Origin of the sequence: Novosphingobium sp., from assembly GCF_041905565.1 — a bacterium.
GTDB lineage: Bacteria > Pseudomonadota > Alphaproteobacteria > Sphingomonadales > Sphingomonadaceae > Novosphingobium.
This window is the reverse complement of record NZ_JAYRKX010000015.1, coordinates 18,596-42,422: the sequence shown is the minus strand read 5'-3', so window position 1 is coordinate 42,422 and position 23,827 is coordinate 18,596. Positions and strand designations below refer to the sequence as shown.

The window sequence follows — 23,827 nt, the reverse complement described above, 5'->3', positions numbered from 1 at the left end:
ATCAAACCGCCATCACGAAAGGTTCAAGGCCCGCCAGGCGCGTGACCGGGGTAGGGTTTGGCAGCAGGCGGGGGGGCAGGCCCTGCACCGCCTTGGCCATTTCGGCGATGTGCGCGGGCGTAGATCCGCAGCACCCGCCCAGCACGTTGACCTGGCCATGCTCGGCCCAGTCGCGCACCAGCGCGGCGGTGGTTTCGGGCATCTCGTCATACTGGCCCAGCTCGTTGGGCAGGCCGGCGTTGGGATAGACCATGATCAGCGCATCGGCGATCTGGCTCAGCGCGCGCACATGCGGGCGAAGCTGCGCCGCGCCGAAGCTGCAATTGAGCCCGACCGTCACCGGCCGCGCGTGGCGTACCGCATACCAGAACGCTTCGACCGTGTGGCCCGACAGGTTGCGGCCGGACAGGTCGGTCAAGGTCATCGACAGCATCAAGGGCACGTCCCTGCCCAGCTCGCGCTCCAGCTGCTTGACCGCCATGATCGCGGCCTTGGCGTTGAGCGTGTCGAACACTGTCTCGATCAGGATGAAATCGGCCCCGCCTTCGATCAGCGCGGCGGCCTGCTGGTGATAGACGGCGACCAGGTGGTCCCAGTCGATCTCGCGGTAGCCGGGGTCATTGACATCGGGGCTGAGCGACAGGGTCTTGTTGGTCGGCCCGATCGCACCGGCGACGAAACGCGGGCGGCCATCCTTCGCGGCATACTCATCGGCCAGGCGGCGGGCGATCCCGGCATTGGCCAGGTTCAGCTCGCGCACCAGATGTTCGGCGCCGTAATCGGCCTGGCTGATGGTGGTTGAAGAGAACGTGTTGGTCGAAAGGATGTCCGACCCGGCATCGAGATAGGCCCGCGCGATCGCTTCGATCACGTCGGGGCGGGTCAGCGCCAGGATGTCGTTGTTGCCCTTCTGGTCGCGCGCCAGGCCCAGGTTGCCGGCATAGTCCGCCTCGGCCAGGCCGAAGGTCTGGATCTGGGTGCCCCAGGCGCCATCGCTGATCAGGATGCGCTTGGCCGCTTCGGCCAGCAGTTGTTCACGCGCGCTCATGCGGCAGGTTCCTTGTTCGCGCGCAGGCCCAGCAGATGGCAGATCGCATAGGTCTGGTCGGCGCGGTTGAGAGTGTAGAAGTGGAAATCGCGCACCCCGCCCTGGTAAAGACGGCGGCACAGGTCGGCGGCGACGGCGGCGGCGATGTGCGCGCGCGGGCCGGGCAGCGCGTCCAGCCCGTCGAACAGGTTCACCATCCAGCCGGGGATTTCGGTGTTGCCGCTCATCCGCCGGATCGCGGCGAAATTGGTTACCGGCATGATCCCCGGCAGGATCGGGGCGGTGATCCCGGCGGCCAGCACCTTGTCGAGAAAGCGGAAATAGGCGTCGGTCGAATAGAAGAACTGGGTGATCGCGCGCGTCGCCCCGGCATCCAGCTTGCGCTTGAGATTGTCGAGATCGGCCGCGGCGCTGGCCGCTTCGGGGTGGACTTCGGGATAGGCGGCAACCGAAATCTCGAAGGGATGGCGTGCCTTGAGCCCGGCGACCAGATCGGCGGCGCTGGTATAGCCCTGCGGGTGCGGCTGGAACTGCCCGCCGCTTTCGGGCGGGGGATCGCCGCGCAGCGCGACGACATGGCGCACGCCCGCTTCCCAGTAACGGTCGGCAACGGCGTTGATCTCGTCCTTGCTGGCGGCGACGCAGGTCAGGTGCGCGGCGGCGGTCAGGCTGGTTTCGCTGACGATCCGCGACACCGTGGCGTGGGTGCGCTCGCGCGTCGATCCGCCCGCGCCGTACGTGACCGAGACGAAGCTGGGATCAAGCGGGGCCAGTTCCTGCACGGCGTCCCACAGCTCCGCTTCCATCTTCTCGGTCTTGGGCGGGAAGAATTCGAAGCTGACGCGGAAGTCGCCCGGAATGGTGACGAACAGTGGGCGGTCTTCAACCCCGCGCAGGGTGGTGGCGGGGCTCATGCGGCGGTCTCCTGGGCAATTCCCGCGCGGTGCGGGGCGGCGGTGCGGGTGCCCAGCCAGATCTTCACGGTCAGCGGCTTGCCCGGCAGCGCGATCGGCGCGCTGGCGGCAAAGCCCGCGTTGGTCAGCAGCGCAAGCATCTGCTCGTCCGAAAAGCCCAGGCGGGCGTGGGCATGCTGGGTGCGCAGTTCCTCGCGGTCGTGCGCGGCAAAGTCGATCACCGCCACGCGCCCACCGGGGCGGGTAACGCGGGCGGCTTCGGCCAGGACCAGCTCGGGTGCCTGCGCATAGTGCAGCACCTGGTGGAACAACAGCGTATCGAACCCGCCAGGCGCGAAGGGCAGCGCGGTGAAATCGCCCTGGACCAGTTCGACCTGTTCGGGCGGCAAGTCCTGCAGCCGGGCGCGGGCAAGGCGGAGCATTTCCGGGCTCTTGTCGAACCCGGTGACATGGGCGCTGCGCGGGGCGAACAGCTGCGCCATGCGGCCCGTGCCGGTGCCAACGTCAAGCAGCGCGCCAAGCTCTCCGCCCAGCGCCTTGCCCAGCGCGGCCTCGACCAGCTGGTCGGGGGTGTGCAGGCCGCGCAGCGTGTCCCATTCGGCGGCGTGGCGGGCGAAATAGGCCTGGGCGCTCGCTTCGCGCGCGGCGCGGATCGCGGCGAGGTGGCGGCGATCTTCGGCGCAGCGCGCGGCAAAGCCGGCGTCGTCGCGTTCGGCCACGGTCAGCAGGGTCGCGGCGGCGGCGCCCAGCGGCGGGGCGCGATGCTCGCCCACGGCGCTGCGCAGGAATACCCAGCTGCCTTCCTTGCGGCGTTCGGCCAGACCCGCATCGCACAGGATCCGCACGTGGCGCGAGACGCGCGGCTGGCTTTGCCCCAGCACTTGCGCCAGTTCGCCCACGGCCAATTCCATATGCGCCAGCAGCCGCATGATCCTGAGCCGGGTGGGGTCCGCCAGGGCGCGCAGGGTTGAATCGATCTTCATTGCGGCGGGCACATAAAGAAATCTTTATATGATCGCAAGGGGCCTGCGGCAGCTTGTGGGCAAGCTGCGTCTATCCGGTTGGCAGGGCCGCGCAAAAGCACTACTTTTGCGCCAAGTCGCTAAAACCGCACCTGCCATGCATGAGGTTTGCACATGAAGAAAATCGCCTTCGCCGCCCTGGCCGTCCCTCTTGCGCTGAGCCTGGCCGCCTGCGGCAAGTCGGACAGTGCCAAGGATGAAGCTTCGGCCGAAAACGTTGAAATGCCTGCGGAAGAAGCCGTGACCGATGTCAACGCCGCGCCGGTGGCGGATGCCTCGGCCGGGGCCGATGCCGCCGCCGCGCCGAGCGATGCGGCCGCCGCTGCGCCGGAAGCCAAGCCGTAAGGCAACCAGTTCACCGAGGGCGGGCGGCGCGAGCGGGGCAACCCCTTCGCGCCGCCCGCTTTCGTTTTACCGGGCGGCACGGTATGAATGCGGCCATGCGCAGACCCATCCTGATCGCCGCCGCGCTGCTGGCGCTGGCCGCCTGTTCCAAGCAGGACAATGCTCCCGGCCCCGGCGGGGTGAGCGTGGGCGAAGCCAAGGCGCTGGACGAGGCGGCGGCGATGATCGAGGATCAGCGCCTGCCCGCCGATGCCATTCCCGCCCCCGATGCGCCGCTGCCCAAGGGCCAGCAGGCCGCGCCGGTCAAGCAGGCGCCCGCTGCCGCGCCGCCGCGCTGATCAATCCAGCCGCACCTTGCCGCGCCCGGCCTTGACTGCGCCGCGCAATTTCTTGCCCGCCAGCCGCTGGGTCTTGCCCACGCGGTTAAGCCGGCTCTTGGCGCGCTTCTCGGGCAGGTTGAAAGCGTCCTCGATCAATTCGGCCAGCCGCTGGCGCGCGTCCTCGCGGTTGGCCTCCTGGGTGCGAAAGCGCTGGGCAATCAGCAGCAGTTCGCCTTTGGACGTGATGCGGCTGCCGCCGATCTGGCGCAGGCGGTGATAGACCGCTTCGGGCAGGCGCAGGGCAAAGATGTTGACCCGCAGCTGCACGGCTGTGGCCACCTTGTTGACGTTCTGCCCGCCTGGCCCCGATGCGGTGATGAAGCTTTCGCTCGCCAGCGCCAGCGCCCGCTCGGTCGCCTCAAGCGCCGAGGTCGTCATCCTGGAATCCCAGCGTGCGAAAATAGTCGGGCAGGGGTGCAACCGCGCTGATCGGCGGCTTGCCTTCGCGCGGGACGGTCAGCGCGCGGGCGTGCAGGACCGTGTGCGGGGCTTCGGCCGTGCCCGCGCCATAGACCGGATCGCCGTACAGCGCATGGCCCAGCCCATGCTGGGCATGGACGCGGATCTGGTGGGTGCGGCCGGTTTCGGGGCGGAATTCGACCAGGGTCAGCCCGCCGCGGCTCGCCAGCTTGCGCCAGTGGGTGATCGCCGGCTTGCCCTTTTTCGCGGCAATCATCCGCCAGCCCTTTTCGGCGCTGCTGATCTTGGCCAGCGACAATTCGATCGTGCCCGCATCTTCGGCGATTTCGCCCGCCAGCACGCCAAGGTAGACCTTCTCCACCTGCCGCGCCTCGAAAGCGGCGGAAAAGCGCGACAACGCCTTGGGATTGCGGGCCAGCAGCAGGCAGCCCGACGTGTCGGTATCAATCCGGTGGACCGGCACGGGCGCCCGATGGAACCCCAGCTTGAGTTCTTCCAGGTGGTCTTCCAGGCTGGCCCCGCCCGCGCGGGGGCGTTCGATCGGCAGGCCGGCGGGCTTGTCGATCACCAGGGCTTCGCCGTCTTCGAACAGGATGGGAATGCGCGTCATGCCAGGGCCTTTGCGATACGCCGGGTCGCTTCGGCCAGTTTGGCGTCGTCTGCGGCAAAACTGATGCGGAAGCCGTCGCGCCCGCCAAAGGCCGATGCGGCGACCACCGCGACGCCCTGTTCCAGCAAGTGCAGGCACAGCGCCTCGTCATCGCCGAAGCGCGCCATCAGCGGCGCGGCATCGACCATGCAATAGAACGCCCCGTCGGGCACCGGGCAGGCAAGGCCGGGCACGGCATTGATCGCGGCCACCACCATGTCGCGCCGGGCGCGGAAACGCTCGCGCCAGTCAGCCAAGAAGTCCTGCGGGCCTTCGAAGGCGGCGACGGCGGCGGCCTGGCTGATCGAGGCGGGATTGCCCGAACTGTGCGATTGCAGCCGCGCCATGGCCTGGATCAGCCACAGCGGCCCGGCGGCCACGCCGATGCGAAATCCGGTCATCGCATGACTTTTCGACACGCCCGACACGGTCAGGATGCGTTCCGCCAGGTCCGGACATTCCACCGCCAGCGTGGCGTGGCTGCCCGGCGTGTAACGCAGCGGGGCATAGATATCGTCGGACAGCACCATGACCTGCGGGTGGCGGCGCAGCACTTCACCCAGCGAGCGCAGTTCTTCCGCCGGATAGGTCGCCCCGGTGGGGTTGCCCGGGCTGTTGAGCAGCAGCCAGCGGCTGCGCGGCGTGATCGCGGCTTCCAGCTGGGCGGCGGTGATGCGAAACCCGCCGGCCGCATTGGTCGGCAGGTCGACCACTTCGGCCCCGGCAAAGCGGACGATTTCGGGATAGGACACCCACCACGGCGAAGGCACCAGCACCTCGTCGCCCGGGTTCAGCGTGGCAAGCAGCGCGTGGAAGATCGCCTGCTTGCCCCCGGCGGAAACGATCACCTGCGACGGCGGCACTTCGATGCCCAGGTCGCGGCGGAAATGCAGCGCGGCGGCTTCGCGCAGACGCTGGGTGCCGGGCACCGCGGTATATTTCGTGTCGCCCGCATCGAGCGCGGCCTTGGCGGCGGCGATCACGTGGGGCGGGGTGGCAAAGTCGGGCTCACCCACCGACAGCGAGATGATGTCGGCCCCGGCGGCGCGCAATTCGATTGCGCGGTCGGTGATCGCCGTGGTGCGCGACGGCGCGATGCGGGCAAGGCTGTCAGAGATCATGCGGGAAGGAACGCGGGCTGCAGGCCGCGCAGCGCGTTGCCGATCAGGAAGCCATCGGCCAGGTCGCCCAGGGTCAGTTCGGCTTCGACCGCGCGGCCCTGTTCGAGCAGCGAGCGGCGCAGCACGCCAGGCAGCAGCCCCAGCCGCGCGGGCGGGGTCAACAGCACGCCATCGCGTTCAACAAACAGATTGGTGAAGCAACCCTCGGTCAGCAGGCCATCGTCGCGCAGCAGTAGCGCCTCGGCCGCGCCGGCATCCTGCGCCGCCTTCAGCCCGACATCGTAGAAGCCGCGGTCGGTGGTCTTGTGGCGCAGCCGCCAATCGCCGCTGTCGATCGGCAGGCGCATCACAACGCAGGGCGCGGGATCTGGGAGGAGCGACGGCAACTCGCTGATTTCCAGCGTATAGGCGCCGCTGCGCGCGGCCAGCAGGCGCACCCGCGAAGGCTGGTCGGCTTCGAAGCACAGCGCCTGGATCGCGTTGCGCACCGCGTGGCGATCAAACGCAAAGCCCAGTTCCGCCGCGCTCGCCTTGATCCGTTCAAGGTGCAGCTCAAGCAGCGGAATCCCCGTGTCGGGCGAAAAGCGCATGGTTTCGATCAGATCGCAGCCAGCCGCGTATTGACGCACGAAACCCCCTTTGACCAGGCACTCGCGCCATTCGGCCAGTGCCTCGCTATCCGCGACGATGGCCGAGCCCACGCCCAGCACCGCCTTGCCGCGCCCGCCCTCGCCCGGGGTCAGCCGCAGGGTGCGGATTGCCACATTGAAGGCGGCATCGCCAGTGCTGTCGATCCGCCCGATCGCGCCGCAATAGGGGCCGCGCGCATCGCGCTCAACCGTCTGGATCAGTTCCATCGCCCGGATCTTGGGTGCGCCGGTGATCGACCCGCAGGGAAACAGCGCGCGCAGCATGTCGACCGCGCCCTTGCCCGGCTGCAACCGGGCGCGCACTGTGGTGACCATCTGGTGCACGGTGGGATAGCTTTCGACCGCGAAGGGCCTGTCCACCTTGACGCTGCCGGCCTCGGCCACGCGGGACAGGTCGTTGCGCATCAGGTCGACGATCATCAGGTTTTCCGCCCGGTCCTTGACCGAGGAGGCGAGTTCATCGGCCAGGGCCTGGTCCTCTGCCATGTCGCGGCCGCGCGGGCGGGTGCCCTTCATCGGCTTGACCATCGCCGCGCCGCCCTTGTCGGCAAAGAACAGCTCGGGCGAGAGGCTGAGCAGCCAGTGCGAGCCATCGAACACGATCCCGCCATAGCCCGCGCCCGCCGCCGGGCGGATCGCGGCATAGAGCGCCAGCGGATCGCCGCGATAGGACCCGGCCAGCGGGAAGGTCAGGTTGGCCTGGTAGATGTCGCCCGCCGAAATCGCGTCCTGCAAGGCGGCAAAGGCGCGGGCATAGCCGCCCGGGGACACCTGCGGTTCGACCGGGCCGACCTGGGCCAGGCCAGTGCCGCCCTCCTGCGCCAGCCACGCGGGGACATCCGCGCTGGGTATGGCCTGATAGCCGGCAAAGGCCCCGAACCAAAGCAACGGCCCCGCCGCGCCGGTGCGTTCAAGCGCCAGCGGCGCGAGGCGCGGCTCCAGCGCCAGACCCGCTTCATAGGCCATGTAGCCGGCCAGCTCGTGCCCGGCGGCGCGCAAGGCATCGAGCCGGGCGAGCGCCGGGGCGACCTCTTCCGGGCGGCGCGCGACGACCACTTCCAGCGGGTCGCGGTAAAGCCGCGCATCGCTTGCCCCGGCGGGGCGGGCATCGTCCAGCAGGATGAAGGGTCCGGTCATCGCGCGTGCTTCTAGCGGGGTTGGACGCGGCTTGCAAAAAGCCGCTCGCACAAGGACTTTTCCCGCACTATTCCAAGCACTCAGAGTCGCTTGGAGTATCGCATGGAAGACATCTACCTCGGCCTTGCCTCGAACGGAGAGCGCCAGACGCTGAAGCTTGGCCGGGCCAATCGCCACGGCCTGGTCGCAGGCGCCACTGGCACCGGCAAGACGGTGACGCTGCAAAGCATGGCCGAGCAGTTTTCCGATCGCGGCGTGCCGGTGTTCCTGGCCGACGTGAAGGGCGATCTTTCCGGCATCTCGATGGCCGGTAGCCATGACTTCAAGCACGCCGCGGTGATCGAGGGGCGAGCGAAGGAACTGGGCATCGACCCGTTCGCCTACAAGGACAACCCGGCAGTGTTCTGGGACCTTTATGGCGAACAGGGCCACCCGATCCGCACCACCATTTCGGAAATGGGGCCGCTGCTGCTCAGCCGGTTGATGGGGCTTAACGAAACGCAGGAAGGGGTGCTGACCATCGCTTTCAAGTGGGCCGATGACAACGGCCTGCTGCTGCTCGATTTCGAGGACCTGCAACAGGTGCTGATCGCCTGCGCCGAACGGGCGAGCGAGCTGGCCACGACCTATGGCAACATTTCCAAGGCCAGCGTCGGTACGATCCAGCGCCAGCTGCTGTCCTTCGCCAGCCAGGGCGCGGACCGGTTCTTTGGCGAACCCGCGTTTGAAATCAACGACTTCATCCGTACCGACGAAAACGGCAAGGGCGTGATCAACGTGCTCGCCGCCGACAAGCTGATGCAAAGCCCGAAGCTTTACGCCACCTTCCTGCTGTGGCTGCTGTCCGAGTTGTTCGAGGCGCTGCCCGAAGTGGGCGATCCGGAAAAACCGACGCTGGTGTTCTTCTTCGACGAAGCCCACCTGTTGTTCGACGAGGCCCCCCAGGCGCTGTTCGACAAGGTCGAGCAGGTGGTGCGGCTGATCCGGTCCAAGGGGGTGGGCGTCTATTTCGTCACCCAGAACCCGATCGACATTCCCGAAAAGATCGCCGGGCAGCTGGGCAACCGGGTGCAGCACGCGCTGCGCGCCTTCACCCCGCGCGACCAGAAGGCGATCCGCGCCGCCGCCGAAACTTTCCGCATCAACAAGGAGCTTGATGTCGAAACGGCGATCACCGAGCTGAAGGTTGGCGAAGCGCTGGTCTCCACGCTGGACGAGGAAGGCGCGCCAACCGTGGTCCAGCGCACCAAGATCGCCCCGCCGCGCAGCCGGCTGGGTCCGATCACGGCCAAGGAGCGCGCGATCATCCAGTCGATCAGCCCGTTCGACGGCAAGTATGATCAGGCGGTCGACCGCGAAAGCGCCGCCGAAGTGTTGCAGCAAAAGGCGCAGGACGCCGCCCAGGCCGCCCAGGTGGTCGAGGAGCAGGGCGAACAGGCCCAGCGCGCCCAGCCGCGCGCCACCCCCAGCATGTGGGAAAAGGCCGGCAAGGCCGCCTTCGGCGCGGCGGCAGCTTCGGCCGGGACGATGATCGCCCGCAAGATGAGCGGGCGCAAATCGGGCGGATCGCCGGTCGCCTCGGCGGCGAGCGCGGCAGCGGGCGCAATCGGCACGGCGCTGGGAGGGCAACTGCTTGGCCGGTTCGCGCGCGGTCTGCTGGGCGGGTTGCTGCGCTAGGCGGTTTGAGGGACTTGCACCTGGCTCACTCCGCCGTCACCCCGGGCTTGACCCGGGGGCCAACTGTTTAGCGTGGCGGTGGCAAGGGCCGGGTCGCCGTCAGTCACTTCCGGGTCGCGGTAGCGCTACAGCGGCAGGGTAATAGTCGCGGTCAGCCCGGCCACGCTGCCGTCGGCGGCCTGGCGGTTGGCCAGTTCCAGCTTGCCACCGTGCTGTTCGGCGATCGCGCGGGCGAGGGTCAAGCCCAGCCCCGCGCCGCCGGTCAGGCTGTTGCGCGACGGATCGCCGCGGGTGAACGGCTCCAGCATTCGAGCCAGGTCGGCCTCGGGAATCCCGGGGCCGTCGTCTTCCACCCGGATCACCGCGCGGCTCTGGTCCTTGTCCAGGCTGACCCGCGCCGTCTTGCCATAGCGCAGCGCGTTGCCGATCAGGTTGCGCAGCGCGCGGCGCAGCCAGGTGGCGCGCAGCGGCATGACCACGCGCGGCCCCGGCTCCAGCGTTACCGGCTCGCCCATGTCCTCGTATTCCTCGGCCACCTGGGCGACCAGCGCGGACAGGTCGGCGCTTTCCTTGGGATCGCTTGGCCGGCCGACCCGGGCGAGGCTCAGGATATCATCCAGGCTGCGGGTGATGTCCTCGATCGTCGCGGCCATCCTCGCGCGCTCGGTATCGTCCTCGACACTTTCGATCCGCACCCGCAGCGCGGCCAGCGGGGTCTTCAGGTCGTGCCCGATGGCACCCAGCATCACGTCCTTTTCATCGAGCAGGCTGGCGATGCGGTCTTCCATGGCGTTGTGCGCCTGGATCAGGTGGCGGATATCGTCCGGCCCTTCGGGCTGGAGCTGGCCATCGGCCTGGCGGGTTTCGGCGAAGCGTTCGAGCCGCCCGGTCAGGGCCTTCAGCGGGCGGGTGATGCGCCCGACGATGAAGGCGATCGTGCCCAGCAGCAGGCCATAAAGCAGCAGGGTCTGGCCCAGCAGGGTGACGATCAGCCCGCGTTCGACTTTCGGCACCGGCACTCGCACCACGACCCAGCCGCCGGCCGGCTTCAGTTCGACCCCGGCAACCAGCAGGTGATCGGGCGAGGGCGGGCCGCGATGGCCGATCACTGCGGCGCGGCGCGCGACGCGCCGGGCCATGGTCGGGTCTTCGGCGAGATCGCGGTGGGTCACGGCGACCTGCCCCACATCGATCCCTTGTCCCGCCAGAATCTCGCGCAGCTCTTCCTCGGCTTCATCGGCGCGGGCCTCGTCGCCGCGCAGCGGACTGGCGGCAGCGCGTTCGACCCGGGTGTGGCGGGCGGCGGCCAGGGCCTCCGGCATGTGCCCGGCGATGCGGCGGGGGTTCTGGTCCTCGTTCACGGCGCCGACCAGCTTGATCGCAGCGGCGTGGACCAGCGCGGCTTCGCGCCGTTCGGCCTGGGCGCGCCACAGCAGGGTGGCGCTGATCCCCTGCGCGACCAGCAGGGCGAGCGCCACGGCGGCCAGCAATTGTCCTTGCAGGCTGCGCGGCCACAGGCGCGGGAAGGCGGCGGACATCAGCTGCCGGCCCGGATGCGGCGGACGTCGGTGGCCAGCATGTAGCCGCCGCCCCAGACGGTCTGGATCAGGGTGGGGTTGCGGCTGTCGACCTCGATCTTGCGGCGCAGGCGGCTGATCTGGTTGTCGACGGCGCGGTCGAACAGGTGTGCTTCGCGGCCCTGGACCATGTCGAGCAGCCGGTCGCGGTCCAGCACCTGGCGGGGATGTTCAAGAAAGGCCATCAACAGGCGAAACTCGACCGATGAGATCGAGACCATCACCCCTTCGGGATCGGTCAGCCGCCGCTTGAGCGGATCGAGTTGCCAGCCTTCGAATTCCAGCACCTCGTCTTCGGCCGGGGGCGGTGTGCCCTTGGCCGCGCGGCGCAGGACCGAGCGGATCCGCGCGACCAGTTCGCGCGGTTCGAACGGCTTCACGACGTAATCGTCAGCACCGATTTCCAGTCCGACGATGCGGTCCATCGCCTCGCCCCGGGCGGTCAGCATGATCGTCGGGATCGACTGGCTTTCCGACAGGTGACGGCACAGCGACAAGCCGTCTTCGCCGGGCATCATGATGTCGAGCAGGGCCAGGTCGGGCCGCTCGGTGCGCAGCAGGCTGCGCGCTTCGGCGGCGCTGGCGGCCTGCAACACGTCGAACCCCTGGCGCGACAGGTAGTCGGCCAGGGGTTCGCGCAGGGACTTTTCATCATCGACCAGCAACAGGCGGATCGGCAATGTTTCTGTCATCGGGTAGTCGGCTCCGTAAGTGCCGGGATCAGTTGGCCGACGGTGGGGGCGGCGGCATCATGCCACCATGCTTGCCGTGGCCGTCATGCCCGCCGCGCATCTTGCCCATCATGGCGCGCATCTTTTCGTGCGCGGCCTTGCGTTCCTCGGGCGTCAGCTTGCCGTCCTTGTTGGCATCGGCCTGATCGAAATGCTTGGCATGGGCTGCCAGGAGCTCGTCCTTGCTGATGGCCTTGTCCTTGTTGGCATCGGCCATGTGCAGCATCATCATGCCGCCGCCGTGGCCCATGCGGCCATTCATGCCGTGCTTGCCGCCCTTGTCGCCATGACCCCGGTGGCCGGGGCCCTTGCCGTCCGGGCCATCGCCGCGGCGGGCGTGGCCGGCGGCGAATTCCTCGCGCGAGATGGCGCCGTTCTTGTCGGTGTCGAGCTGGCCGAACCGTTCGGCCTGACGCTGGGCGCGGCGCGCTTCGCGATCAGCCTGGTCCAGCTTGCCGTCCTGGTTGACGTCCATCTTCGCGAACATGCTGGTGGCCATCGCTTGGGCTTCCGCCTTGGTCACGGTCTTGCCTGCCATCGGATCCATCGGGCCGGGGGCGGGCTGGGCCAGCGCGGCCACGCCGGCAAGGGAGATGGCGGTGGCGGCGGTCAGGCCAAGAGCAAGCTTCTTCATCGGTGCGTTCCCATCCTTGAAAAAAGGCGAAGCCGCGGGTCCCTGGAGGGAGGGGGAGGGGGGAACCAGAGGAACCCGCGGCTTCCTGTCCACCCTTCTAGGGACGGCTTGTCTCGCAATTATGCCGCATGCGGACGAATTTGTCGCCATTTGTCGCGGGCTGGCCGCGCCGTTCATCCCACGTTTAGCGACGGCGGCCCGCGCGGCCCGGCCGCAGCGCCGCCAAGGCCGCTCAGCCCATCACGAAGGCGTTGAGCTTGTTGCCATCCGGATCACGGAAATAGGCTGCATAGAACCCTTCGCCGCGCGGCCCGGGCGCGCCTTCGTCACTGCCGCCATTGGCCAGGGCGATGGCATAAAGCCGGTCGACCTGCTCCTTGTCGCGGGCTTCCAGCGCCACCATCACCCCGTTGCCGACCGTGGCCGGCTGGCCGTCGAATGGCTTGGTCGCCGCGATCCCCGCCGCGCCGCCGGGCGTGCCCCAGGCGATGAAGGTGTCGAAATCCATCATCCGCACGGTGCCCATTTCCGCGGCGAGCGCGTCATAGAACGTCGCGGCGCGGGGCAGGTCGTTGGTGCCCACGGTGACATAGCCGATCATTGCAGTTCTCCCTTCGATTCGATTTGAGAACAATACAGGAACAAAGCAGCTCTACAAGGGCGTGCATGCCGCCTTGAGCCAGGCCAGCGCTTCGCCCGAAAGCTGCGGCGCCAGTACTTGTTCGACCTTGGCGTGATACTGGTTCCACCAGGTCACTTCATCGCGGGTCAGCAGGCTGCAATCGACCAGCGCGCGGTCGATCGGGGCGAAGGTCAGCGTTTCGAAGCCGTAATACTCGCCCTCCATCCCGGCGATCTCGCGCGGTTCGACCAGGATCAGGTTTTCGGTGCGGATGCCGAATGCGCCCGGCTTGTAATAGCCCGGCTCGTTCGACAGGATCATCCCCGGCAGCAGTTCCTGCCCGGTCCCGGCCTGTCCGCCGGCCGCCTTGGCAATGCGCTGCGGCCCTTCGTGGACCGACAGGAAGCTGCCCACCCCGTGGCCGGTGCCATGGGCGTAATCGACCCCGGCCTGCCACAGCGCATGCCGCGCCAGGGTATCGAGCTGGCTGCCGGCCGTGCCCTTGGGGAACACGGCGGTGGCCAGCATGATGTGGCCCTTAAGCACGCGGGTAAAGCGGTCCTTGTGCTCGGCCGTGGGCTCGCCCGGGCCGATCCACACGGTGCGGGTGATGTCGGTGGTGCCATCGGCATACTGGCCGCCCGAATCGACCAGGTAGATCGACCCCGGCGCGATCGGCAGGTTCGATTCCTCGCTCACCCGGTAGTGCGGGCTGGCCGCATTGGGGCCGGCGGCGGAAATCGTGTCGAACGACAAGTCGCACAGCAGTCCGGTTTCCTCGCGCAGCGCTTGCAGGCGGGCAGCGGCGGACAGCTCGGTCTCGCCGCCCTTGGGCGCTTCGACGTTCAGCCAGTGGAGGAACCGGGCGATTGCCGCCCCGTCGCGCGCCTGGGCGGCGCGGTGCCCGGCCTGTTCGACCGGGTTCTTGATGGCCTTGGGCAGCACGGTGGGATCGGTCAATTCGACCACTTCGGCCCCGGCCCCTTCCAGCGCGGCGAACACCGCCTGGACCGAGCGTTCGGGATCGACCGCAACCTTCTTGCCGGCCAGCGCCTGCAATTGCGGCACGAAAGCCTCGCGCGGGCGGATCGTCACCGCGTTGCCCAGGTGCGCGCGCAGCTCGGGCGTGACCTTTTCCTCGGCAATGAACAGGTCGGCGGTGCCATCGGCATGGGCCAGCACGAAGCTCAGCGCCACGGGGGTGCGGGCGACGTCCGCGCCGCGCAGGTTGAGCAGCCAGGCCACGCCATCCAGCGCCGAAACCACCGCCGCGTCCAGCCCGCGCGCGCCCAGCCATTCGGCCACCTGACTGCGCTTGGCCTCGCTCGACTGGCCGGCCAGTTCGGTCGGATGGACGATTGCCGGGGCGGCGGAGGGCAGCGGCTGGTCGGCCCAGATCGTGTCAATCGGGTTACCCTCGACCGGCTCCAGCCCCGCGCCCTTGCCGCGCAGGGCATGGTTGCAGGCATCGACCCAGGGCTTGCCGTGCAACCACGGATCGAACCCGATCTTCGCGCCTTCGGGCGCATGCTGCGCCAGCCAGGCGGCAACCGAGGTGGCCGGGACCGACTGGTATTCGAACAAATTGCCATCGACCTGTTCGCGCACTTGCAGGGTATAGCGCCCGTCAACGAAGATTGCCGCGCGGTCGGCCAGCACGGCGGCGGTGCCGGCCGATCCGCCAAACCCGGTCAGCCAGGCCAGCCGCTGGGCATAGTCGCCGACATATTCGCTCATGTGCTCGTCGGAAATCGGCACGACGAAGCCGTCGAGCCCGCGGCTGTTCAGTTCCTTGCGCAGCGCATCGAGCCGCGCCTCATGGGTATTCATCAGCATAGAATGGTCCGGTCCGGCTTGCAGGGACAATGGCTGCATCATAGACCCGCGCCATGACCCTGACCACACCCCCCGTCGCCAAGAAAGTGCCGCACGTCGAAACCCACCACGGGATCGCGATTGCCGATGATTACGCCTGGCTGCGCGATCCCGGCTATCCCGAGGTCAAGGACGCCGAAGTGCTTGCCCATCTCCAGGCCGAAAACGCCTGGTTCGAGGCGCGCATGGCCCCGCAGCAGGGGCTGATCGACACCCTGTTCAAGGAAATGCGCGCCCGGATCAAGGAAGCTGACAAGTCGGTGCCGCAGAAGGACGGCGATTACCTTTACTGGATCGAGTTCGAGGAAGGCGCGGAATACAAGAAGTGGTGGCGCCGCCCGGTCGCTGGCGGGCCGGACCAGCTGATTCTCGATGAAGTCGCCCTGGCCGAGGGGCACGAATACTTCCGCCTGGGTGCGCTGTCGGTCTCGCAGGATGGGACCCTGTTGGCCTGGTCGGTCGACGACAACGGCTCGGAACGCTTTACCGTGCGGATCAAGAACCTGGTCACCGGAAAAGTGCTGCCGGACGAGATTCCCGGCACGCTGTCCGGCCTCGTCTGGGTCGCGGGGGACAAGGGGCTGGTCTACAGCCTGGCCAACGAACAGTGGCGTACCGACAATGCCCGGCTGCACTGGCTGGGCCAGCCGCTGGACAGCGACGTCGAGCTGTATCACGAGGATGACGATGGCTTCCGCGTCGGTGCGTCGCTCTCCGCCAATGAACAGTGGCTGATCATCGGCACCTCTGACCACGAGACAAGCGAAGTGCGGCTGGTGCCGGCTGCCGATCCGCTCAGCCCGCCGCTGCTGGTCAAAGCGCGCCAGACCGGGGTGGAATACGATGTCGACCTGCGCGGTGACACGCTGTTCATCCACACCAACGATGCCCACGAGAACTTCCGTCTGGCGATTGCGCCGCTAAGTGAGCCGGGGGAATGGACCACGCTGATCGAAGGTTCGGACGCGTTCTACCTGACCGGGTTCGAGTTGTTCCGCGACTTCTATGTGATCGAGGGGCGCCGCGCCGGCCTCGACCAGATCGAGGTGCGCTATTACGACGATCCGGCCCGCATCGAGCCGATCCAGTTTCCCGAGGCGAGCTATACCGCGGGCCTGGGCGACAATCCCGAATGGGCGGTGACCACGCTGCGATTGTCCTATGAAAGCATGGTCAGCCCGGCCAGCGTGATGGACTATGACGTCGCCGCACGCACGCTGACCACGCTGAAGGTGCAGGAAATCCCCTCGGGCTACGATGCCGCGCTTTATGTGACCGAGCGGCTGGAGATTACCGCGCGCGATGGCACCAAGGTGCCGGTTTCGGTGGTCTATCGCCGCGATCGGACCGGGGCGGGGCCGCTCTACCTCTACGGCTACGGGGCCTATGGCATCGCGATCGAGCCGGGCTTTTCGACCACGCGGCTCAGCCTGCTCGACCGGGGCTTTGCCTATGCCATCGCCCATATCCGCGGCGGGGATGATCTGGGGCGGGCCTGGTACAAGGCCGGCAAGCTGGAATGGCGAACCAACACCTTCACCGATTTCGTCGATGTGGCGCACGGCCTGATCGCGCGCGGGCTGACCGAAGCGGGCAGGATCGCCATTGCCGGCGGTTCCGCCGGGGGCGAGCTGATGGGCGCGGTGATCAATTCCGATCCGCAGCTGTGGGGCGCGGTGGCGGCGCACGTGCCTTTCGTCGACGTGCTGAGCACCATGCTCGACCCCAGCCTGCCGCTGACCCCGGGTGAATGGCCCGAATGGGGCAACCCGATCGAGGACAAGGCCGCGTTCGAGCTGATCCACAGTTACAGCCCCTACGATCAAGTGCGCGCCCAGGCCTATCCGCCGCTGCTGGTTACCGCCGGGCTGAACGATCCGCGCGTGACCTATTGGGAACCGGCCAAATGGGTCGCAAAGCTGCGCGAGCTGAAAACCGACCACAACGAGCTGCTGCTCAAGACCAACATGGGCGCAGGCCACGGCGGCAAGTCGGGCCGGTTCGAAAGCCTCAAGGAAACGGCAGAGGAGTTTGCCTTCATCCTGTGGCAGCTGGGCGTGGCGCGGTGACCAACCGTCACACGATGACCTTTACCGCGCAGGCCCAGCACATCGACGAGCTGGGCCACGTCAATAACGCGGTCTGGGTCGACTGGATCCAGCAGATTGCGATTGCCCATTGGTCCAGCGTGGCCGCGCCGGAACATCAGGCGCAGTATTTCTGGGTCGTGACCCGGCACGAGATCGACTATCGCGGCAACATCGGCCTTGGCGAGAGCGTGGAGGCGACCACGTTCATCCCCGCCGCCCCCACCGGTGCGCGGTTCGACCGGCGGGTCGATTTTCGCAATGCGGCGGGCAAGGTGATCGTCAGTTCGAACACCACCTGGGCGATGCTGGAGCGCTCGACCGGCCGGCTGGCCCGCGTCCGTGACGAGGTGACCGCGCCGTTCCGCCCGTTTGGCGACGAAGCCTAGCCCAGCACCTCGGCCACCGGCACGTAGTCATAGCCCAGCTCGCGCGCGACGGCTTCGTAAGTGACCTTGCCGCCTGAGACGTTGAGCCCGTTTGCCAGGTGCGGATTGGCCCGCAAGGCCTCTTTCCAGCCCAGTTCGGCAATCCGCAGTGCGTGCGGCAGGGTGACGTTGTTCAGCGCATAGGTGCTGGTCCGCGCCACCGCTCCGGGCATGTTGGCCACGCAGTAATGGACGATGCCATCGACCACATAGGTCGGATCGGCGTGGGTGGTGGCGTGGCTGGTTTCAAAGCACCCGCCCTGGTCGATCGCCACGTCGACCAGCACCGCGCCGGGCTTCATGCATTTCAGCATGTCGCGGGTCACCAGCTTGGGCGCGGCGGCGCCGGGGATCAGCACCGCGCCGATCACCAGTTCGGCCTCGCAAATCATCTGTTCGATGTTGGCGCGGTTGGAAAAGCGCGTCTTGGCGCGGCTTTCGAAATGGGTGCCCAGCCGTTCGAGCACTTCGGGATCGCGGTCAAGGATGGTCACGTCGGCGCCCAGCCCTACCGCCATTTGCGCGGCGTTGAAGCCGACCACGCCGCCGCCGATCACCAGCACGCGGCCCGGCAGCACGCCCGGGACCCCGCCCAGCAGCACGCCGCGTCCGCCATGCGCCTTTTCCAGCGCGGTCGCTCCGGCCTGGATCGACATCCGGCCCGCGACCTGACTCATCGGTTTCAGCAGTGGCAGGGTGCCGCCCGGCCCGGTGACGGTTTCATAGGCGATCGCGGTGACGCCCGACTTGACCAGGTCGGCGGTCTGTTCGGGATCGGGGGCCAGGTGCAGATAGGTGTACAGCACCTGCCCTTCGCGAAGCATTGCGCGTTCGGCGGCCTGCGGTTCCTTGACCTTCACGACCATTTCGCAGCCGGAGAAGATGTCGGCGGCGCGCGGTTTGATCGTCCCGCCGGCGGCGGCAAAGGCCGCGTCGGTCGCGCCGATCCCTTCGCCCGCGCCGGTTTCCACCCACACCTCGTGCCCGTGGGCGACCAACTCGCGCACGCTTTCCGGGGTCAGGCCGACGCGGTATTCGTGGTTCTTCACTTCCTTGACAGTGCCGACACGCATGGCTGCTCTCCTTCGGGCATATCGTTACAATTGAAACAAAATTGCTGCAAGCTTCCATCCCCGGCGGGGACCTGTTAGCCTGCCCGGCGATGTACGAACGCAAGCTCAGGGCCTGGCTTGAAGCCGGACTGGTGGACGAGCCGACCGCTGCGCGGATCCGCGCGTGGGAAGCGCAGCACAGCCGCCCCCTGGCGCTGTGGGCCGTGATCGGGATTGCCGCCCTGGCGATCGGCCTGGGCGTGGTGCTGGTGGTCGCGGCCAACTGGGATGACATTCCCGGTCAGGTCCGGCTGGCCGTGCACCTGGCGCTGATCGCGCTGGCGGCGGGATACCTGTGGCGCAGCGGCGATGATCTGGCGCAGCGCCAGCCCTGGGGGCTTGAGGCGGTGCTGTTCGTGCTGGGCATGCTGGGCATGACCTTCCTGGCCCATGTCGGGCAGGTCTATCAGACCGCCTCGCCGTTGTGGCAGCCGCTGGCGCTGTGGCTGGTGCTGTTTGGCCCCGTGCTGCTGCTGCGCGGGCAAAGCTGGCTGGCGGCGCTGCTGCTGTTCATGGTCTCGGTCTATGCGGCGTGGGACTATGCCGAGCCGCTGGGCGGGGCAATCTGGGGCCGCCGCGTGGGGCCGGGGCCGCTGGCGGTTACCGTGGTGACCGCGCTGCCGCTGCTCTATGCGCCGTTCGCCGCATGGTGGCGGACCCGTTCGGCGCGCACCGCGTTCTGGCTGCGGCTGGAACAGCTTGGTTTTGCCTACGGCGTGGGGGCGACCAGCCTGATCGTGATCGGCAGCGGCGGCGATTCGTTCGACAATGACAGCAACCACTGGCTGTCATTCGGCATGCTGGCGCTGCGGGCAGCGTTTGCCGTGGCAGCCGGCGCGGCGATCGCAGCGGCGCGTCCGGGCAAGTCTGGACAGGCGACGGGTGGGATCCTGGCGCTGTGCGCGGCACTGCTGGTGATCAGCCATCCGCTGTCGGGCAATTCGGTGCTGGCGGCGCTGTTGTTCATGGCGCTGTGGGCGGGGATTGCCGGGGCCAGCCTGCACGCCGGCTGGCGCGGGGTGTTCCAGACCGCCGTGGCGCTGATCGCGATGCGCCTGATCGTGCTCAGCTTCGAGTTGGACGATAACCTGCTGACCAGCGGTGCGGGGCTGATCTTCAGCGGGCTGCTGATCCTGGGGATTGCCTGGGGGGCCATGCGGATCGCGCGGACCTTTGCCCCGCCGAAGGAGACCGCCTGATGAACCCCCGGCTGGTTGGCGCGCTGGCGCTGCTGTTCCCGCTGCTGGGGCTGGGCGCGGTCTGGGTGCAGACCGAGATGCTCAGCCGCCAGGGCACCGAATGGGACGTGCCGGTGCAAGGCTATGATCCGCGCGACATCCTGCGCGGCCACTATGTGCAGTTCCAGTATGACTGGCCGGGGCCGAAACCCGATGATTGGCGGGCCTGGACCACGCTGTGTCTGGAAGGCACCCCGCCCAATCTGGTCCGCGCCGTGCCGGTCTATGCCGATGATCCCGATGCTCCCCAGGCTCCTTGCCCCTACCGGGTCGGAGGCGAAGGGCGCGGGGGTGAAAGTGTTGGCGGGCGGCTCTATGCACCCAAGGACGCGGCGCTCGACATGCAGGACAAGTTGGCCGACCCCAAGCTGCAGGGCGTGATCCGCGTTCGCCTGCGGCCCGATGGCCACCTGACCCCGCTGAGCATGACCTTCCGGCCTAGAGCGACTTCGCCAGCTCGTCCCTGAACTTGGGGTGGGCGATGCCGATCAGCGCTTCGGCGCGTTCCTGCATCGTCTTGCCGTGCAGGTTGACCGCGCCATATTCGGTGACGATCCAGCGCACGTCGTTGCGCGGGGTGGTGACCGGCCCGTCGAGCTGCGCGACGATCCGCGACACGGTGCCCTGCTTCGCGGTTGAGCGGCAGGCGATGATCGAGATTCCCCCGTTCGAGGCATTGGCCCCGCGCACGAAATCGAGCTGCCCGCCGGCGCCCGAATATTGCCGCCCGCCCATCGATTCCGAATTGCACGCCCCGCCAAGGTGGACCTGGAGCGTGGCATTGACCGAGACGACCCCATCGTTCTTGGCGATGTGGCGCGGATCGTTCACCAGGTCGACCGGCAGGCTGTAAACCGCCTGGTTATCGCCCAGCCAGTCATAGAACGGCCGATCGCCCAGCGCGAACGTGAACACGCTGCGCCCGGGGAAGGTCTTCTTGCGCCGGTTGGTCACCGCCCCGCAGTCCATCAGCGCGGCCAGTGCCGGGGTCATCAGCTCGGTATGGATACCCAGGTCCTTGCGGCCGCGCAGACGCGCGCAGACCGCGCTGGGCAGGTTGCCGATGCCCATCTGCAGGCAGGCGCCATCGTCGATCATCGCGGCGACCAGTTCGGCGATCGCCTCGTCCTCGGGGGCAAGCGCGGGCTCCTCGACCTCGGTCAGGGGCGAGGAATGCTCGATGATCGCATCGACTTCGGAGACGTGCAGCGGCCGTTCGCCCATCACCCGCGGCATTGCCGGGTTGACCTCGACGATCAGCTTGCGCGCGCTGCGCGCCGCGACTGACGTGTAGTCGTTACTGGTGCCAAACGTGAAGAAGCCGTGCCGGTCCATCGGCGAAACCATGGTCACGCAGGCATCGAGCGGGCGCTGGCGCGACAGCAGCGCCGGGCTTTCGCTGAAGGCCACGGGGACGAATTCCACCGCGTCGGGATGCCGGGCGATCAGCTCGCGCTCGACCCGGCTCATGAACATGCAGTGCGGGCGGATGCGGCCCAGCAGGTCGGGGCGCAGCACCGTCTTCGCGGCATGGTCCATCGAATGGAAATACCACAGCCGCAGCCCGTGCAGCGTGCCCGCCTCGGCCCGGCGGGCCAGCGCGGCCAGCAGCGCGGGCGGTTCGGCGGTGGCCATGCCCATCGCGACGTCGCTTTGGCTTTCGACCATGGCCGCTGCCGCATCGGCAGTGGTCAGGCGCTGGTGGTAGAGGTCCTGAACGTCCATCCGCGCAGGTTAAAGCGGCTGGCCATCCTTGTCGCGGTAGATTTCGCGGCGGCCGACATGATTGGCCGGGCCGACGAAGCCGTCCGCTTCCATTCGCTCGACCCATTTGGCCGCCGTGTTGTAACCCACGCCCAGCTGACGTTGCAGCCACGATGCCGAGGCCTTCTGGCTTTCGAACACGATCTGGCAGGCCTGGCGGTACTTGCGTTCATCCGGGTTGTCAGAAGCGGTCGCATCCAGGTCGTCGAACCCGAACATGCTGTCCTCGGGCTCTTCGGTGACCGAATCGACGTATTCCGGGCTGCCTTGTGCGCGCCAGAAATCGGCCACGCCTTCGACTTCCTCGTCAGACACAAACGGACCGTGGACGCGGCGGACGGGATCGGTGTTGGGCTTGTAGAGCATGTCGCCCTTGCCCAGCAGCTGTTCGGCGCCCTGTTCGCCCAGGATCGTGCGGCTGTCGATCCGGCTGGTCACGGCAAAGCTGATGCGGGTCGGCAGGTTGGCCTTGATCACGCCGGTGATGACATCGACCGAGGGGCGCTGCGTCGCCATGATCAGGTGGATCCCCGCCGCGCGGCTCTTTTGCGACAGGCGCTGGATCAGCACTTCGATTTCCTTGCCGACCGTGACCATCAGGTCGGCCAGTTCGTCGACGATCACCACGATCTGCGGCAGCGGCTGGTAATCGAGCTGCTGCTCCTCGCACATTTCCTCGCCGGTTTCAGGATCGAAGCCCACCTGGATGCGGCGGCCCAGCGGCTTGCCCTTGGCCTGCGCGGCGCGGACCTTTTCGTTGAAGCCGGCGAGGTTGCGGACCGAAATCTCGCTCATCATCCGGTAGCGGCGTTCCATTTCCTCGACCGCCCACTTCAGCGCGCGCACCGCCTTGCTGGGTTCGGTCACCACCGGCGAGAGCAGGTGCGGAATGTCGTCGTAGCTCTTGAGTTCGAGCACCTTGGGATCGACCAGGATCAGGCGGCATTGCGCCGGGGTCAGGCGGTAGAGCAGCGAGAGCAGGATCGTGTTGAGCCCGACCGACTTGCCCGAACCGGTGGTCCCCGCCACCAGCAGGTGCGGCATGGTCGCCAGGTCCGCCACCACCGGCTGTCCGGCAATGTCCTTGCCCAGGATGATCGGCAGCATGCCCTTGTGGCCAGCAAAGGCTTCGGAGGCGACCATTTCCTTGAAGCTGACCATCTGCCGGTCGGCATTGGGCAGCTCGATCCCCATCACGGTGCGCCCCGGAATCGACGACACGCGCGCCGAAATCGCGCTCATGTTGCGGGCGATATCATCGGCCAGGCCGACCACGCGGCTGGCCTTGATGCCCGGCGCCGGCTCCAGCTCGTACATGGTGACGACCGGGCCGGTGCGCACAGCGGTAATCTCGCCCTTGACGTTGAAATCGTCGAGCACGGTTTCGAGCAGGCGGGCGTTGCGTTCCAGCGCCAGCTTGTCGATCTTCTGCGCGTTGCTGGGCGGCGCGTCCTTGAGCAGGTCGAGCCCCGGCAGCTCATAGGCGTCGAACAGGTCGCCCTGGCGGCTGGCATTGGACAACTGCGCCGGCTTGGCCGGGCGGGTCGGATCGGTGATTTCGGGCGCGCGGCGCGGCGCGGCGTTGGTGTCGGGCAGCGGCGCGGGGCCGCGCTCCTCGCGCACCTTCTTTTCGCGGGCGACCGGGACCAGTCCGTCATCGGCTGCGGCCAGCGCGGGGCGGCGGCGCAGGATCGTCGGCAGGGTGAACAGGCTGCCCCAGTCGACGGCAAAGACCCGGCCCGCCAGCACCGCGCCGCCCGCCAGGCACAGCACCGCGGCGGCCAGCGTGGCCCAGCCGCGCCCGGCTTCGGGCAGCAGGGCGGCCAGGACATGAATGCCTTTCGCGCCCAGCAGGCCCAGGATTCCGCCCATGCCCGCGGGCAGCGAGCCAGCGACATCGGCAAAGGCCAGCGCCATGACCGTGCCCAGCAGCGCCATGGCCAGCAGCAGAACGCCGATCGGCCGCCACCAGGCGTGGTCGGCATGGGGCAGGTCGGCGTCGTCTTCTTCGACCAGCCGCCACAGCTTGCGCGCAAAGACGTAGAGCAGCGGCAGCAGCAGCACTGAAACCGGTCCGAACAGGTACAGCGCGCGTTCTGCCGCCCAGGCACCCGGCGCGCCCATCCAGTTGAGCACCGGACCGCCCGATGCGGTCGATGCGCTGGGATCGGTCTGGTGATAGGTGACCAGCGCAATCGCGAGGAACACCGCCCCGGCCAGCAAGGCCAGCGCCCCGGCAATTTCCGCGCTGCGCCGCACGCTGCGCTTCAGCGTGGTGCGCCAATCGACCTTTACGCCCCGCGTTCCCGCCGTGACTGCCCGTGTTGCCATGATGCTCCCCTGGTCCGAACTGCGTTATGCGCCCGTGGGTGACTCCGCGTCAAGAATCCTTGGGA

22 protein-coding genes are annotated in these 23,827 nt (G+C 67.9%); 7 read left to right on the top strand and 15 right to left on the bottom strand.

Annotated features, from left to right (window positions below):
- Position 1 precedes the first annotated feature (1 nt).
- Genes ACE3N9_RS12600 through ACE3N9_RS12590 form a run of 3 tightly spaced genes read right to left on the bottom strand, consistent with a single transcriptional unit; the run spans position 2 to position 2,945 of the window.
- Entirely contained in the window at positions 2–1,048 is a 1,047-nt protein-coding gene (locus ACE3N9_RS12600) for a homocysteine S-methyltransferase family protein (protein ID WP_374284092.1), read from the bottom strand.
- On the bottom strand, positions 1,045–1,962 hold the full coding sequence (metF, locus tag ACE3N9_RS12595; RefSeq protein ID WP_374284091.1) for a methylenetetrahydrofolate reductase [NAD(P)H]: 918 nt from the start codon (positions 1,960–1,962) through the stop codon (positions 1,045–1,047). Before metF ends, ACE3N9_RS12600 begins: the two co-directional genes overlap by 4 nt.
- The gene (locus tag ACE3N9_RS12590; protein ID WP_374284090.1) at positions 1,959–2,945 is read right to left on the bottom strand and encodes an ArsR/SmtB family transcription factor; all 987 of its coding nucleotides are present in this window, start codon (positions 2,943–2,945) and stop codon (positions 1,959–1,961) included. Before ACE3N9_RS12590 ends, metF begins: the two co-directional genes overlap by 4 nt.
- 153 nt (positions 2,946–3,098) lie before the next feature.
- Here ACE3N9_RS12590 and ACE3N9_RS12585 point away from each other — a divergent pair, with 153 nt between their 5' ends.
- Together ACE3N9_RS12585 and ACE3N9_RS12580 are read left to right on the top strand one after the other, a co-directional pair.
- Positions 3,099–3,329: a hypothetical protein gene (locus tag ACE3N9_RS12585; protein WP_374284089.1), complete on the top strand. Its 231-nt coding sequence runs from the start codon at positions 3,099–3,101 to the stop codon at positions 3,327–3,329.
- A gap of 95 nt (positions 3,330–3,424) precedes the next feature.
- The gene (locus tag ACE3N9_RS12580) at positions 3,425–3,667 is read left to right on the top strand and encodes a lipoprotein (protein ID WP_374284088.1); all 243 of its coding nucleotides are present in this window, start codon (positions 3,425–3,427) and stop codon (positions 3,665–3,667) included.
- On the opposite strand, the gene arfB is transcribed toward ACE3N9_RS12580, so the two are convergent.
- Genes arfB through pabB form a run of 4 tightly spaced genes read right to left on the bottom strand, consistent with a single transcriptional unit; the run spans position 3,668 to position 7,686 of the window.
- On the bottom strand, positions 3,668–4,087 hold the full coding sequence (arfB, locus tag ACE3N9_RS12575; protein ID WP_374284087.1) for an alternative ribosome rescue aminoacyl-tRNA hydrolase ArfB: 420 nt from the start codon (positions 4,085–4,087) through the stop codon (positions 3,668–3,670).
- Positions 4,068–4,739, bottom strand: a complete 672-nt coding sequence (locus ACE3N9_RS12570) for an RluA family pseudouridine synthase (protein ID WP_374284086.1) — start codon at positions 4,737–4,739, stop codon at positions 4,068–4,070. Before ACE3N9_RS12570 ends, arfB begins: the two co-directional genes overlap by 20 nt.
- On the bottom strand, positions 4,736–5,899 hold the full coding sequence (locus tag ACE3N9_RS12565; protein ID WP_374284085.1) for a pyridoxal phosphate-dependent aminotransferase: 1,164 nt from the start codon (positions 5,897–5,899) through the stop codon (positions 4,736–4,738). Before ACE3N9_RS12565 ends, ACE3N9_RS12570 begins: the two co-directional genes overlap by 4 nt.
- Positions 5,896–7,686: an aminodeoxychorismate synthase component I gene (pabB, locus tag ACE3N9_RS12560; protein WP_374284084.1), complete on the bottom strand. Its 1,791-nt coding sequence runs from the start codon at positions 7,684–7,686 to the stop codon at positions 5,896–5,898. The genes ACE3N9_RS12565 and pabB overlap by 4 nt, the downstream gene beginning before the upstream one ends.
- Positions 7,687–7,788: 102 nt before the next feature.
- Here pabB and ACE3N9_RS12555 point away from each other — a divergent pair, with 102 nt between their 5' ends.
- Positions 7,789–9,363, top strand: coding sequence for a helicase HerA-like domain-containing protein (locus tag ACE3N9_RS12555; protein WP_374284083.1), 1,575 nt, complete (start codon positions 7,789–7,791; stop codon positions 9,361–9,363).
- Between the two features lie 125 nt (positions 9,364–9,488).
- On the opposite strand, the gene ACE3N9_RS12550 is transcribed toward ACE3N9_RS12555, so the two are convergent.
- The 5 genes from ACE3N9_RS12550 to ACE3N9_RS12530 form a co-directional block, all read right to left on the bottom strand.
- Positions 9,489–10,901 (bottom strand): ATP-binding protein, encoded by a 1,413-nt coding sequence (locus ACE3N9_RS12550; RefSeq protein WP_374284082.1) that lies wholly within the window; start codon positions 10,899–10,901, stop codon positions 9,489–9,491.
- Positions 10,901–11,632, bottom strand: a complete 732-nt coding sequence (locus ACE3N9_RS12545; RefSeq protein WP_374284080.1) for a response regulator — start codon at positions 11,630–11,632, stop codon at positions 10,901–10,903. The genes ACE3N9_RS12550 and ACE3N9_RS12545 overlap by 1 nt, the downstream gene beginning before the upstream one ends.
- Before the next feature lie 28 nt (positions 11,633–11,660).
- Positions 11,661–12,305, bottom strand: coding sequence for an EF-hand domain-containing protein (locus tag ACE3N9_RS12540; RefSeq protein ID WP_374284079.1), 645 nt, complete (start codon positions 12,303–12,305; stop codon positions 11,661–11,663).
- A 232-nt stretch (positions 12,306–12,537) separates the two neighbouring features.
- Positions 12,538–12,906, bottom strand: a complete 369-nt coding sequence (locus ACE3N9_RS12535) for a VOC family protein (protein ID WP_374284078.1) — start codon at positions 12,904–12,906, stop codon at positions 12,538–12,540.
- Positions 12,907–12,957: 51 nt separating this feature from the next.
- Positions 12,958–14,763: an aminopeptidase P family protein gene (locus ACE3N9_RS12530; RefSeq protein WP_374284076.1), complete on the bottom strand. Its 1,806-nt coding sequence runs from the start codon at positions 14,761–14,763 to the stop codon at positions 12,958–12,960.
- Between the two features lie 53 nt (positions 14,764–14,816).
- Between ACE3N9_RS12530 and ACE3N9_RS12525 the strand changes: the two genes are divergently transcribed.
- Positions 14,817–16,871: a S9 family peptidase gene (locus ACE3N9_RS12525; protein WP_374284075.1), complete on the top strand. Its 2,055-nt coding sequence runs from the start codon at positions 14,817–14,819 to the stop codon at positions 16,869–16,871.
- A complete protein-coding gene (locus tag ACE3N9_RS12520; RefSeq protein ID WP_374284163.1) occupies positions 16,868–17,278 on the top strand; it encodes an acyl-CoA thioesterase in 411 nt (136 codons plus the stop codon). The genes ACE3N9_RS12525 and ACE3N9_RS12520 overlap by 4 nt, the downstream gene beginning before the upstream one ends.
- Here ACE3N9_RS12520 and ald read toward each other — a convergent pair.
- Positions 17,275–18,390, bottom strand: coding sequence for an alanine dehydrogenase (ald, locus tag ACE3N9_RS12515; protein WP_374284074.1), 1,116 nt, complete (start codon positions 18,388–18,390; stop codon positions 17,275–17,277). The two genes, ACE3N9_RS12520 and ald, sit on opposite strands and share 4 nt — an antisense overlap.
- An 89-nt stretch (positions 18,391–18,479) precedes the next feature.
- Between ald and ACE3N9_RS12510 the strand changes: the two genes are divergently transcribed.
- A complete protein-coding gene (locus ACE3N9_RS12510; RefSeq protein ID WP_374284073.1) occupies positions 18,480–19,628 on the top strand; it encodes a DUF2157 domain-containing protein in 1,149 nt (382 codons plus the stop codon).
- A complete protein-coding gene (locus ACE3N9_RS12505) occupies positions 19,628–20,134 on the top strand; it encodes a GDYXXLXY domain-containing protein (protein ID WP_374284072.1) in 507 nt (168 codons plus the stop codon). The genes ACE3N9_RS12510 and ACE3N9_RS12505 overlap by 1 nt, the downstream gene beginning before the upstream one ends.
- Here the strand turns inward: ACE3N9_RS12505 and ACE3N9_RS12500 are convergent.
- Both ACE3N9_RS12500 and ACE3N9_RS12495 read right to left on the bottom strand, forming a co-directional pair.
- Positions 20,106–21,392, bottom strand: coding sequence for an acetyl-CoA hydrolase/transferase family protein (locus tag ACE3N9_RS12500; protein ID WP_374284071.1), 1,287 nt, complete (start codon positions 21,390–21,392; stop codon positions 20,106–20,108). The two genes, ACE3N9_RS12505 and ACE3N9_RS12500, sit on opposite strands and share 29 nt — an antisense overlap.
- 9 nt (positions 21,393–21,401) lie before the next feature.
- Positions 21,402–23,762, bottom strand: coding sequence for a DNA translocase FtsK 4TM domain-containing protein (locus tag ACE3N9_RS12495; protein ID WP_374284070.1), 2,361 nt, complete (start codon positions 23,760–23,762; stop codon positions 21,402–21,404).
- Positions 23,763–23,827: the final 65 nt, after the last annotated feature.

Excerpts from the sequence above, each read along its gene's own strand:
- ACE3N9_RS12600 (WP_374284092.1), bottom strand. The coding sequence starts at position 1,048 with ATGAGCGCGCGTGAACAACTGCTGGCCGAAGCGGCCAAGCGCATCCTG.
- metF (WP_374284091.1), bottom strand. The coding sequence starts at position 1,962 with ATGAGCCCCGCCACCACCCTGCGCGGGGTTGAAGACCGCCCACTGTTC.
- ACE3N9_RS12590 (WP_374284090.1), bottom strand. The coding sequence starts at position 2,945 with ATGAAGATCGATTCAACCCTGCGCGCCCTGGCGGACCCCACCCGGCTC.
- ACE3N9_RS12585 (WP_374284089.1), top strand. The coding sequence starts at position 3,099 with ATGAAGAAAATCGCCTTCGCCGCCCTGGCCGTCCCTCTTGCGCTGAGC.
- ACE3N9_RS12580 (WP_374284088.1), top strand. The coding sequence starts at position 3,425 with ATGCGCAGACCCATCCTGATCGCCGCCGCGCTGCTGGCGCTGGCCGCC.
- arfB (WP_374284087.1), bottom strand. The coding sequence starts at position 4,087 with ATGACGACCTCGGCGCTTGAGGCGACCGAGCGGGCGCTGGCGCTGGCG.
- ACE3N9_RS12570 (WP_374284086.1), bottom strand. The coding sequence starts at position 4,739 with ATGACGCGCATTCCCATCCTGTTCGAAGACGGCGAAGCCCTGGTGATC.
- ACE3N9_RS12565 (WP_374284085.1), bottom strand. The coding sequence starts at position 5,899 with ATGATCTCTGACAGCCTTGCCCGCATCGCGCCGTCGCGCACCACGGCG.
- pabB (WP_374284084.1), bottom strand. The coding sequence starts at position 7,686 with ATGACCGGACCCTTCATCCTGCTGGACGATGCCCGCCCCGCCGGGGCA.
- ACE3N9_RS12555 (WP_374284083.1), top strand. The coding sequence starts at position 7,789 with ATGGAAGACATCTACCTCGGCCTTGCCTCGAACGGAGAGCGCCAGACG.
- ACE3N9_RS12550 (WP_374284082.1), bottom strand. The coding sequence starts at position 10,901 with ATGTCCGCCGCCTTCCCGCGCCTGTGGCCGCGCAGCCTGCAAGGACAA.
- ACE3N9_RS12545 (WP_374284080.1), bottom strand. The coding sequence starts at position 11,632 with ATGACAGAAACATTGCCGATCCGCCTGTTGCTGGTCGATGATGAAAAG.
- ACE3N9_RS12540 (WP_374284079.1), bottom strand. The coding sequence starts at position 12,305 with ATGAAGAAGCTTGCTCTTGGCCTGACCGCCGCCACCGCCATCTCCCTT.
- ACE3N9_RS12535 (WP_374284078.1), bottom strand. The coding sequence starts at position 12,906 with ATGATCGGCTATGTCACCGTGGGCACCAACGACCTGCCCCGCGCCGCG.
- ACE3N9_RS12530 (WP_374284076.1), bottom strand. The coding sequence starts at position 14,763 with ATGCTGATGAATACCCATGAGGCGCGGCTCGATGCGCTGCGCAAGGAA.
- ACE3N9_RS12525 (WP_374284075.1), top strand. The coding sequence starts at position 14,817 with ATGACCCTGACCACACCCCCCGTCGCCAAGAAAGTGCCGCACGTCGAA.
- ald (WP_374284074.1), bottom strand. The coding sequence starts at position 18,390 with ATGCGTGTCGGCACTGTCAAGGAAGTGAAGAACCACGAATACCGCGTC.
- ACE3N9_RS12510 (WP_374284073.1), top strand. The coding sequence starts at position 18,480 with ATGTACGAACGCAAGCTCAGGGCCTGGCTTGAAGCCGGACTGGTGGAC.
- ACE3N9_RS12505 (WP_374284072.1), top strand. The coding sequence starts at position 19,628 with ATGAACCCCCGGCTGGTTGGCGCGCTGGCGCTGCTGTTCCCGCTGCTG.
- ACE3N9_RS12500 (WP_374284071.1), bottom strand. The coding sequence starts at position 21,392 with ATGGACGTTCAGGACCTCTACCACCAGCGCCTGACCACTGCCGATGCG.
- ACE3N9_RS12495 (WP_374284070.1), bottom strand. The coding sequence starts at position 23,762 with ATGGCAACACGGGCAGTCACGGCGGGAACGCGGGGCGTAAAGGTCGAT.